This window comes from Paenibacillus mendelii, from assembly GCF_024498075.1.
Lineage (GTDB): Bacteria > Bacillota > Bacilli > Paenibacillales > Paenibacillaceae > Paenibacillus_Z > Paenibacillus_Z mendelii.
In genome coordinates this window covers 622047-633112 of the sequence record NZ_JANHOF010000002.1, presented here as the reverse complement: position 1 = coordinate 633112, position 11066 = coordinate 622047, and the positions used below count along the sequence as shown (strand labels likewise).

The following is an 11066-nucleotide window of genomic DNA, read 5'->3' as shown; positions in this document are numbered from 1 at the left end:
ATGCGCTTGCAAGGAAAGCGGCTTGTTTATCGCTTCGAGGACTGGCTGGCAGCGGTGCGGCGGATTGACCGTACGCAAATCGTGATCATCATTGGCTTGACGCTGCTCTCGGCGTTCATGCTGCTTCCGCTCGTTTATTTGTTCAATCATGCCTTTAAGCCGCTGCATGAGCTGCTGCTGTTCCCGCCGACCTTCATTGTCAATGAACCGACCATGCAGAATTTTACGGACCTCATGGCTTTAACCCAAACGACGTTCATTCCCGTGTCGCGCTACATCTTCAACAGCGTCATCGTCACGGTGCTGGCTACGGCGGGCATGGTCTTTACCGGATCCCTGTGCGCCTACCCGCTGTCCAAGCATAAATTTCCGGGAGGCAATTGGTTCTTCGGCGCGATCATGGTATCGCTCTTGTTCGCAACCGAGGTCATCTCCATTCCCCGTTATGTGGTTGTGCAGAGCTTGGGGATCATGAACACGTATCTCGGTCATGTACTGCCTATGATTGCGCTGCCCGTCGGCGTCTTTCTCTTGAAGCAATTTATGGATCAGGTGCCCAACGAGCTGTTGGAGGCGGCTAAGATTGACGGTGCATCGGAGGTCAAAATCTTTCTTCGCATCGTACTTCCGCTGGTCACGCCGGCCATGGCAACGATTACGATCATCGCCTTCCAGACGGCTTGGGGGAACGCCGAGACGTCAACCTTGTTCATGCAGGACGATGCCATGAAGACATTGCCCTTCTATATGGGAACATTGACGTCGAATTTGGCCAACTCAGTCGCCAGGCAGGGAGCCGCCGCCGCTGGAGCTCTCATCATGTTTCTACCATCGCTGATCATCTTCCTGATCTATCAGCGCAAATTCATCGCCACAATGGCACATTCGGGAATCAAGTAATCGAAAGGGGCGAAACGATGCACGTTTATCGAAGCAAATACAAGCTCGCCTTGGCGCTCGTTTGCTTGATTTCGTTATGGGCTGCATGTCCACTGTCCGTGCAAGCTGAGGTTCCCTATTCCACGTTCACCAAGGATAGCTACGATCGGACGATCTATACGCAGCCGGCGTATGCGCCGTCCAGGGTGATCGCAAGAGACATTTACATTGTGAACGAAAAGGGAGAGCAAACGTATTCGCCGTTGAAACGGCCGCAGGGCATTTATATCGACAACCATGATGAGATCTATATATCGGATACGGACAATAACCGGATCGTGCAGTTCTCCCCCGAGGGAGAGGTTAAGCGCGTCCTGACGATACCGGATAGTCCGCTTAATCAGCCGCAGGGCATCTTCGTTGCGGATAATGGGGACATCTATATTGCCGATACCGGCAATAAGAGAATCGTCCGGTTGAATAAGGATGGCGAGCTCGAGCAGCAGTATGCCCGGCCCGAATCGAGATTCATCAACGAAAGCTTCATCTATGAGCCGACCAATATGGTCGTAGATCAGCGGGGCTTCATCTATGTCGTATCCAACGGCAGCTACCAGGGGATCGTGCAGCTTGATCCGGAGGGGGATTTTTACGGATTCTTCGGGACGAATGCAACAGACGCGAGCCTGATGGATAAAATTCGTGCCGCCTTCTATTCGAAGGAGCAGCTCAGCAGGCAGGTAAGGCTGCTGCCCTCCACCATTCGGAATATCGATATCGATGCCGACGGCTTCATCTATTCCGTATCGGGCTCGTCGTCGGAGCAGGTGAAGAAGCTGAATATCCGCGGCGACAATCTATGGAAGGGGTTATCGTTCGGGACGAAGATACCGGATACCGATACCCCGTCCTCGGGCCGTGTGTTAGCGGATATTACGGTCGATCATGACGGGAATATGACCGTGATCGACAAGACATCTAACGTCGTGCTTCAGTACGATTCATCCGGCAAATTGTTATTTTATTGGCGGGGTCCGGTAGCGGTCGGTACGCCGCAGGTCGGCATTAACCAAAGCCCGGTTGCAGTTGCGACCAATTCGAAGAACGAGCTGTTCATTCTGGATGATGCGCTCAATTTACTTCAGGTGTTCAAGCCCACCGAGTTCGGGACTGCGGTTCATCAGGCCTACTCGCTCACGCAGCAGGGGAAGTACCAAGAGAGCGAGGACTATTGGAATAAGGTCGTTAAGCTGAATGCGCTGTATTCCCCGGCTTACAAGGGCCTCGCGCAAGCGGCCTTTTATAATGGCGATTACGATCAGGCAAGGGAGCTTTACGAATTGGCGGGTGATTCAACCGGCTACTCGGATGCCTACTGGCAGCTGCGCCTCCAGTGGTTCCAACGCCACTTCCCGCTGCTTGCCAATTGTGTTCTTGTGGTGGCCGTCCTCGCCATGCTGTGGTCGAGACTGAAACGAATGCTGCCTATCTCGATTCCTTTCACAAGCAAGTTACGGTTGAAAGGGAAGAACGCCAAGCTGATTCGTCAGCTGAAGCACGCTTTCTTCATCTTGAAGCATCCCTTGGAAGGGTTCAGCGATCTGCGCTATCTGAATCGCGGGGGCTACTTGAGCGCCTTCATCCTGCTCCTAACCGTTGTGATCATGCTGCTGGTGAAGACGTACTATACGAGCTTTACGTTTAATCCGATTCCGGTTGCTGACCAGAGCAGCAGCTCCATCCTGACCATATTCATCGTAACCTGGTTCTCATGGGTGGTGTGCAACTACTTGATCGGCGCGATCTATCAAGGGGAAGCCCGCTTCAAGGACGTCTTTGTCGGGAGCTCCTACTCGCTTCTGCCGATTGCGATGCTTGGGCTGCCTCTGGCCCTGGTATCAAACGTTATGACGATGAGCGAGTCGTCGATATATCACGCTCTCGAATCGGTTATGGTCGTGTGGAGCGGCTTGCTATTCTTCTGGAATATCCAATCGCTGCAAAATTACAGCTTTGGCGAAACGGTCATCAACGTTCTGTTGACTGCCTTTTCAATGATCGTTCTATGGGTGCTTATATTCATCTTTGTCGGCTTGTCCTCGGAGCTGCTTAACTTCACGTATACGATCTATCAGGAGGTGACCATGTGATGAGCAGGCTCCGTACGAAAAGATGGATTCTGCTCGCGCTGCTTGCCGCTGCCGCGTTTACCTCGATTACGTTGTGGGCGGTGGCCGCCCCGTCGGAGGAACCTCAGCTTGAAGCAGAGCAGACGCAGACGCAGGATCAGGCTCAGGTTCAGCAAGAGCAGCAAGAGCAGAATCGTGAGGAAACGAATACGAAGGCAGATCAAGCAGCCGAACCGGCGGAGAGCGGGCAGGTTGAGGATCGCGCTGTTCAGCAGCCGGCGCAAGCACCGGATCAAGGTGCTGGCAAGGGGACGCGCGCAACGCCGCTTCCGGGCGCCGATGTGTTTCAAGCCATAGCGGCAAGTGACCGTCTGGAGCTGAAGGCTGACCCGAGTACCGGTCACTTCATCGTAACGGATAAGATAAACGGAAGCACATGGCGCTCGTTTCCGAATCCGGAAGGGTGGAGCGATACAACGACCGATGCCTGGAAGCTGCATCTGCAGTCGCCCTTTATGCTTCGTTATGTCGAGTTTAATGTTCGCAAGGATTTAGAGAAGGAATCGAATTTTATCGCTCAGAACGGCAAAGTAACCTCCTTCAATAAGACGGAGGACGGATTTCGCGTCGTCTATGAACTGCCTGAGCTCGGGTTCGTCATCCCTGTACAGGTCCGGCTGAAGGATGATTATGTAGAGACCCGGATCATCCAGGAGGGGCTTATCGACGAGAAGGCGGTGGGCAAATCAGCGGATAGCGCGAAGGATCCGAAGGCAAGGCTCGTCTCGATCCGGCTGTTTCCTTTTCTAGGCTCGGAGACATCCGATCAGGAGAACGGGTTTCTGCTCATCCCGGATGGGCCTGGCGCACTGATCGATTTCAAGAAGGATCAGCCGGATTTGATCAATTTCTATAATGAACGGATCTATGGCGAGGATTGGGCGTACAGCTACAATTCGAGCTTCTCGAACCGGCAGGCGGTCAAGATGCCTGTGTTCGGTATCAAATCCGGGCAGCAAGCCGTCCTGGGCATCCTGCAGGAAGGTGCGGAGTATGCCAGTGTCTATGCGGTCCCGTCGAAGTCGTTCAGCCAATACAATTGGGTAACGCCGGAGCATCATTATCGGTTTAAATTTTTCCAGCCGACGGACACACGGAGGAATGGCGGGTTCTTCACGTACAGCCAAGACCTTATTCAGGGTGACCGGGCAACGCGGTACTATTTCTTAAGCGGCGGCAATCCGGATTATGTGGATTTGGCGGTGCGGTACCGCATGTATTTGACGGAGGAAGCGGGCGTCAAGCCGTTGAAGGATGATCGCAAAGCGGTCCCGCTGCATCTCAATCTGCTTGGCGCAGATACCGAGAAGGGGTTTTTATGGGACTCCTATCTGCCGCTGACGACAACCGATCAAGCGAAGAAGATCGTGCGGGAGCTCAGCAGCCTCGGGGTGGAGCAGATGTCGATCGCCTATATGGGCTGGCAAAAAGGCGGCTATAGCGAATACGGCGGTCACTTTCCGATTGCAGGCGGGCTGGGCGGCAACGATGGAATGCGGACCTTCGTCGATTATGCCCATTCGAAGGGATTCCCGGTCTATCTCGATGCCAGCTCCTACTCGTTCAACAACACGGGCAGAGACGGCTTTCGCAAGAGCAGGGATGGCCTGAGAGATCTGAGCTCCGCAGTAATTGATTTCCGCAACAAAGTGATGAATATTACGCTGGTCAGCCCGAAATTCACGGAGAAAATCATTAAAGAGGATCTCGAGGATGCGAAGCGGCTGAATGTAGACGGCTACCTGTTCGGCGAGGCGATCGGCTCGTTCATCAACTCGGATTATAACGATAACTATCCCGTCATGCGGCAAGAATCGAGGCAGGTGCAAGAGGATATCCTGCGTACGGCGAAAGAAAAGCTTGGCAGCGTGATGGTGTCGGAGGGTAACTTCTACACAGCCCGTTACGCGGATCATTTGGATCAAATGTACAGCGATTATTCATATGACATGTTCGTCGACCGGATCGTCCCTTTCGCGCAAATTGCTCTGCACGGCCTTGTATCTTATTCGCACTCGTATGCCAATCTGAGCGGGGACTATGTGAACAATTATTTGAAAGGGATCGAGTACGGGGCAGAGCCGTCCTTCTTGATCACGTATGCGCCGTCCCAGGATTTGATGAAATCGAAATCGCTAAATATCTTCTACAGCACGAGCTATAAGGATTGGACGGAAGAGATGGTTTCCCTGTACCAGCACTATAATGATGCGCTTGCTGGCGTGCGCGATCAGTTTATTGTCGGGCATCGCGAGCTGGCCGAGGGCGTATTCGAAACGGAATATTCGAATGGCAGGCGTATTGTGGTCAATTATAACGAAGTCCCGTATACGGGCGGCGGCATTTCGGTGAAGGCGAATGACTTTATCGCAACAGGAGGGGAATAGGGCGATGAAAAAACGGATCCTTAAGGGCAAAACCATGCGCAATTTGGAAGGCTCGTTATTTATCCTTCCTTGGCTGCTTGGCTTTATGGCATTTCTGGCGTTTCCGCTCCTATTCTCGCTCTACATGAGCTTTCACAACGTCAAGGTGCTGCCGTTTCAGATGAAATACGACTATGTCGGATTCAAATATTTCAAATCGATCTTGTTCGAAAGCTCGGCACTATACGACAGTATCATACCGTTCTTTCAGGAAGCGATTGTGATGATTCCGGTCATCCTGGTCTTCTCCCTGCTTATCGCGATTCTGCTAAACCAGAAGCTGCGCGGCAGAATGCTGTTCCGGGCGATTTTCTTCTTGCCCGTCATATTCTCAACCGGGTATGTGCTGACGGAATTCGTCAATCAGGGCGAAGGCAGCCTGGGATTTCTTGAACGGTACGAGTTGTCCAGCTACTTGAATATGGTTCTCGGCGATAGCTCATGGACGAATCCGATCAAGCAGGTATTGAACCGTTTCGTTCTCGTCCTATGGTTCTCAGGCGTGCAGATCATTCTATTCTTGGCGGGAAGGCAGACGATATCCGCCTCAGCTTATGAGTCTGCGAGAATTGACGGAGCTTCGCCTTGGGAAGTGTTTTGGAAAATCACGCTGCCGGCGATGTCCCCCTTCATTCTGCTGAATTTAATCTACACGGTCGTCGATTTGTTTACTTATCCGTTCAATCCGATCATGGATTTGATAGGGAACGGCCAGGGTTCATATGGATATAACAGCGCGTTGGTCTGGATCTACTTTATGATTATCATCATTTTCTTGTCCGTGGTTCTGCTCTTCTACGTCAGGCTAAGCCGAAACCGTTCCGGAGCAAGGCGATAAGGGGGCTGCTCATGTCAACAAAACTGGATCTTGTCAAAAGCAAGTGGACGCTCAAGCGGGGGCTCGGACGCAAGCTGGGCATGAAAAACAAAGTCAGGAAGGTGCGTTACGCCCTGCTTGGACGCGAAATAAACAATGGCCTCGTGTTCAAGCTCTTTCTATACGCGATATTCTTATCGACCTCGTATATTTACATTCAGCCGGTTCTAAAGATGGTTGTCAAGATGCTCATGAACGGTAAGGATATCATCGATCCGACGGTCACCTGGATTCCATCCACGCTCTACATGGGGCATCTCTCTGCCGCTTGGGAAGTGCTGAAGTATGAGAAGTCGGTCATCATCAGTATCATTGTCGCCCTGCTTGTTGCCGTATTTCATTGCATCTCCTGCGGGTTTGCAGGCTATGCCTTCGCCCGTCTTGAATTTCCGTTCAAGCGGATCGCGTTCGTGCTGCTGCTGGTGGCTTTTATTATCCCGCCTCAGGTGGTCGTGCTGCCTTCGATTCTCGCCTACCGCTGGGCAGGACTCGATAATTCGCTCGTTTCCTTGGTCATACCGGCCTTATTCGGCTTCGGGGTGAAAGGCTCGCTGTTCGTGATCATCTACCGGCAGTTTTTCATGACCCAGCCCAGAGAGCTGGAGGAGGCAGCCAAAATCGACGGCGCGAGCGCAATTAAATTTTACTTGAAGGTGATGTTTCCGCTGGCGAAGCCGGCGATTATCGTTGTCTTCCTCTTTTCCTTCGTCTGGACGTGGAATGATACCTATATGCCGAGGATGTTTCTCGGAGGAGCAGAAGATGTGCCGCTCGCGGTGCAGATGTCCCGACTGGGCCAGTCGCTCGACAATTTGATGAAGGCCTCGGAGATGCCCGCCTATTTGGCGGAGCCGATTAAGATGGCGGCGAGCTTCTTGACGATTCTGCCGCCGCTGCTCCTCTATTTATTCGCTCAGCGGTATTTCGTGGAGAGCGTGGAGAGAACGGGATTGGTGGAATAAACACGAGATCATAATTCGAAGCAGGACAGGGCAGCCCCAGCAATCGGGGGCTGCCCTTTTTTGTGGAATGATTTACTTTAGCAGGGGCAGTTATGAACATCAGGGGCATAATAAGAAACGACATTGCGCTGGCTGTTTGTCAATCTACATATCTGCTGTTAACATAATAATACTAAATTGCAAGACTAAAGTAGGTGCGGATAATGGCTAGTGAAAATCGAATTGCGAATCTCAAGAATGCATCATTCATCCTGCGGCGGCTCTCGATCAAACACCGGCTGTTGGCCGCTTTTCTGATCACATCCTTACTGCCGGTCTTATTCGTCGCCTTCTACTCGAACATGAGATATGAGGCTTCAATCACCAATAAGCTGAGCGCCTCGACGATGCAAATCTTATCCGAGCTGTCTCAGAACGTGACCCGCGAGCTGGAGCAGTATGAAACCCTCAGTGAGAATATCATCATCCACCCATTGATTCAGGGCGGCTTGCCTAAATTCGACTCGTTGACCGATTACGAGAAGAACGAGCTGCAGAGCCGGATCAGCAATGAGCTGGGAGAGCAGATTTTTCGGCTGAGCAATCTCTCGAATGTCATTATTCTTACGAATGATGGACGCCCGCTGTTCGACTTGGGTTTCGAATGGTATCCGGATAATCAATTGAGCCATATCGCGGAAGGGGTCAACACGGCGCGAGGGAACGCCAATTGGACATATATCCGCTCCAACCGGGGAACGAATCGGATTGCGCTCAGCCGCGCGGTATTTGCGGAGGACAATACGAACAAGCGGCTCGGCTATCTTATCATTCTGATCGACGAGAAGGTCTTCACCCGAAATACGTACGGACAATCCGATCTGGGTGCCGGCAGCAGCATCTACATCTCCGATGCAAGCGGCACGGTCGTGTCGTCCGTATCCCCGGATATCCCCCAAGGCACATTGTTTGAGAACCAGAACGTGTACGGGCAGGTGACCGGACCTCACAAAGATCAGCCGTTCTATGCGCAGGTCGGAGAGAAGAAGACACTTGTGGCAAGCTCTTATATCCGGTCCGCCGATTGGTACCTGATCGGTCTTGTCCCTCACTCGTTCCTCGTCTCGGAGCTGTCCGCGATGAGAGGCAATATCGTCTTTATCTGCCTCATCACGCTGCTGCTTTCCGGGATGCTGGCGATGTGGATCTATTTCAGTATCAACAGTCCGATGAAATCCTTGCTGCAGTATGCCAATCAGATCCGGATGGGGCAGCTGGAGACCAAGATCGGGAGATCCCATCCGGATGAGATGGGCAAGCTGACGGAAACGATCGACAGGATGGTCGGGCAGCTCAAGAACCTGATCTACCAGGTGGAATCGGAGCAGCAGGCGAAGCGGGAGGCTGAATTAAAAATGCTTCAGGCGCAGATCAACCCCCACTTTTTATTTAATACGCTGAATTCGCTCAAGTGGAGTGCCATGATGAGCGGCATCGATCCGGTCCGCCAAGGGATCGAATCCTTATCCGAGCTGCTCCGCAACACGATTCTCGTCAAGGAAGAGTATATTCCGCTGGAGATGGAAATTAACAACCTGCTCCACTACGCGACGATTCAGCGCATTCGATACGGAGATTCGTTCAAGCTTTCTTGCGAGATGAAGCAGGACGAGTTATATACGTTTCTGGTACCCAAATTCATTCTGCAGCCGATCGTCGAGAATTCCATTCTTCATGCCGGGAGCGAGGATGGGCGCAGGGTAGGCATTCGGGTCGAGGGATTCAAGGAGGGGCCTTTCCTCCGAATCCGAATTGCAGATGACGGCAAGGGCTTCGACATGAATGACATGCAATCCCGGAAGGTTTCTCATGAGAAGCTGTCGGGAATCGGGATATCCAATGTAGACGAGCGTATCCGCATCCACTTCGGATCCGCCTATGGCTTAGTGACCCGCAGCCAGGTGAACCAAGGCACGGAAACGATCATTACGCTGCCAATTCTGACGAAGGAAGGTCAGGGACATGTATAAGGTACTTATTGTCGATGATGAAATGATTGTGCGCCATGCGGTCAAAACGTTGATCCGCTGGGAAGGCAGCCGCTTTGAATACGCCGGCGCAGCTGCCAGCGGCGTATCTGCGCTGGACATGGCCCGTAATGTGGGCGCCGACATTATAATTACGGATATTAAGATGCCGGAGATGGATGGCCTGGAGCTGATCAAGCAGCTGATGTCAGGCGGTTTCGACGGAGAAGTGCTCGTCTTGAGCAATTACAATGATTTCGATCTGGTACGTGAAGCGTTAAAATGCGGGGCGCATGATTATTTGCTCAAACTGACGTTAAAAACGGAAAGCTTCATGCGCGTGCTGGAGGAGATGGCGGCTAAGCTGGATGCTAAACAGGAGAAGCGAGGTGTTCAGCCGGAGATATCCGCGAATCGCCCGGAGGCAAAGGATGACATCCCCGCGATGCTTCGGGAGATGGATTCGGCTCATCCGGCCGCTCCTCTCAGGCATGCAGCCGGCAAGAATGAAGACTTGATCGCGGCTGCGGGGCTTCGAGTCTATTCCTTCGTTGTGCTGCTGACAGCAGATGAGCAAGGGCTTCGTCAATCAGGCAGCTTTCAGGAAACACTGGATAAACTTGCCGACAGCTTATTCTCAGGAAGCCGATGGACGTACGCCATACGCTCAGATCAACTGCGCTTTCTGCTCGTGACGGCTTACCTGGCGAACCAAGCGTTCGCGGACCCGGATGATCTTGCCCGAAGAATGATCAGCTTGGCGTCGATGTATTACAATGTGCAAATTAGCGTGGTTTACGCTGCGGCAGCGGCCAATATGGAGGAGCTTGCTGCGGAGATGAACCTCAGCCGGCAAGCGGAAGGATTGTTCTTCTATGCGCAGCCAAGAGTGGGCTGTTTATCAAATCGCTTGATGACGATCGAAGGAGACGAGAAATTCCGGCTGGCAGAGGCTAAGCTGGTTGACAGCCTGCGGAAGCCGAGTGCCGGCTCGATTGACATATGGGCGGAGAGTGCGCTGCGTCTGATTGAAACGGCGGCCGAGCGCAATGTCCACCCGCGCATGTTGAAACGGGCGATTAGCGGCGGCGTCTGGAGCCTGGCCAACACGGAGGAGCTGGGGGTCCGGTACGGGTGGGACGAGAAGCCGTGGCTCGAGCGAATCGAAGCGGCAAACGGTGATTCAGCGCTGAAGGAAACGATCCGGGAGCTCGCCGAGGAAGTCGCCGATTCGGCGAGAAGACTCCCTGATCTTCCCGTCGCGAGAGGGGAAGTGCGTCAAGCGCAATTGTACTTGGAGGAGAACTATTCGAATCGGATAACCATCGCGGATATTGCCTCTCATGTTGGTTTGTCGGAGCCTTATTTATGTCAGGTGTTCAAGGCTGAAACCGGGGTGAGCATCCTGACCTCGCTTAATGAGATACGCATGGTCAAAGCGCATGAAATGCTTGCCTCCGGCAAATACTTGGTCAAACAAGTGGCGATCGAAGTCGGCATTCCCGATCCGTTTTATTTTAACCGGCTGTTCAAGAAGCGCTATGGGATCGCACCTAAGAATGTGAAAATGACCTAGCTGACGGTGAAACTCGAAACCTGTACGATTTTAAGATGATGTCAGATAATTGTCCAGTTCCGCCTGAAATCCGGTCCGGCAAGATTAAAATTGTCCATGAACATCATGCCTTTTGTTCATTTGGCCGAGAACCCTTGGCGTTTATAATTAG

At 52.5% G+C, this 11066-nt stretch carries 7 protein-coding genes; all 7 read left to right on the top strand.

From position 1 onward, the window contains the following. The 7 genes from NNL21_RS10130 to NNL21_RS10100 all read left to right on the top strand — a co-directional run bounded on the left by NNL21_RS10130 (position 1) and on the right by NNL21_RS10100 (position 10915). A complete protein-coding gene (locus tag NNL21_RS10130; protein WP_373567548.1) occupies positions 1 to 900 on the top strand; it encodes a carbohydrate ABC transporter permease in 900 nt (299 codons plus the stop codon). Positions 901 to 917: 17 nt separating this feature from the next. Further along, positions 918 to 3029, top strand: a complete 2112-nt coding sequence (locus NNL21_RS10125) for a YIP1 family protein (RefSeq protein WP_204817101.1) — start codon at positions 918 to 920, stop codon at positions 3027 to 3029. Continuing rightward, the gene (locus tag NNL21_RS10120; RefSeq protein WP_204817103.1) at positions 3029 to 5455 is read left to right on the top strand and encodes a DUF5696 domain-containing protein; all 2427 of its coding nucleotides are present in this window, start codon (positions 3029 to 3031) and stop codon (positions 5453 to 5455) included. The genes NNL21_RS10125 and NNL21_RS10120 overlap by 1 nt, the downstream gene beginning before the upstream one ends. A 4-nt stretch (positions 5456 to 5459) precedes the next feature. Beyond that, positions 5460 to 6332, top strand: a complete 873-nt coding sequence (locus NNL21_RS10115; RefSeq protein ID WP_204817104.1) for a carbohydrate ABC transporter permease — start codon at positions 5460 to 5462, stop codon at positions 6330 to 6332. 11 nt (positions 6333 to 6343) lie between these two features. Beyond that, positions 6344 to 7333, top strand: a complete 990-nt coding sequence (locus NNL21_RS10110; protein ID WP_204817107.1) for a carbohydrate ABC transporter permease — start codon at positions 6344 to 6346, stop codon at positions 7331 to 7333. A 203-nt stretch (positions 7334 to 7536) separates the two neighbouring features. Continuing rightward, positions 7537 to 9342, top strand: coding sequence for a cache domain-containing sensor histidine kinase (locus NNL21_RS10105; protein WP_204817109.1), 1806 nt, complete (start codon positions 7537 to 7539; stop codon positions 9340 to 9342). Continuing rightward, positions 9335 to 10915 (top strand): response regulator transcription factor, encoded by a 1581-nt coding sequence (locus tag NNL21_RS10100; RefSeq protein WP_204817113.1) that lies wholly within the window; start codon positions 9335 to 9337, stop codon positions 10913 to 10915. The genes NNL21_RS10105 and NNL21_RS10100 overlap by 8 nt, the downstream gene beginning before the upstream one ends. Positions 10916 to 11066: the final 151 nt, after the last annotated feature.

What these genes read in the sequence shown, in the direction of transcription:
- NNL21_RS10120 (WP_204817103.1), top strand. Translation starts at nt 3,029, where the DNA reads ATGAGCAGGCTCCGTACGAAAAGATGGATTCTGCTCGCGCTGCTTGCC.
- NNL21_RS10115 (WP_204817104.1), top strand. Translation starts at nt 5,460, where the DNA reads ATGAAAAAACGGATCCTTAAGGGCAAAACCATGCGCAATTTGGAAGGC.
- NNL21_RS10100 (WP_204817113.1), top strand. Translation starts at nt 9,335, where the DNA reads ATGTATAAGGTACTTATTGTCGATGATGAAATGATTGTGCGCCATGCG.
- NNL21_RS10105 (WP_204817109.1), top strand. Translation starts at nt 7,537, where the DNA reads ATGGCTAGTGAAAATCGAATTGCGAATCTCAAGAATGCATCATTCATC.
- NNL21_RS10125 (WP_204817101.1), top strand. Translation starts at nt 918, where the DNA reads ATGCACGTTTATCGAAGCAAATACAAGCTCGCCTTGGCGCTCGTTTGC.
- NNL21_RS10110 (WP_204817107.1), top strand. Translation starts at nt 6,344, where the DNA reads ATGTCAACAAAACTGGATCTTGTCAAAAGCAAGTGGACGCTCAAGCGG.
- NNL21_RS10130 (WP_373567548.1), top strand. Translation starts at nt 1, where the DNA reads ATGCGCTTGCAAGGAAAGCGGCTTGTTTATCGCTTCGAGGACTGGCTG.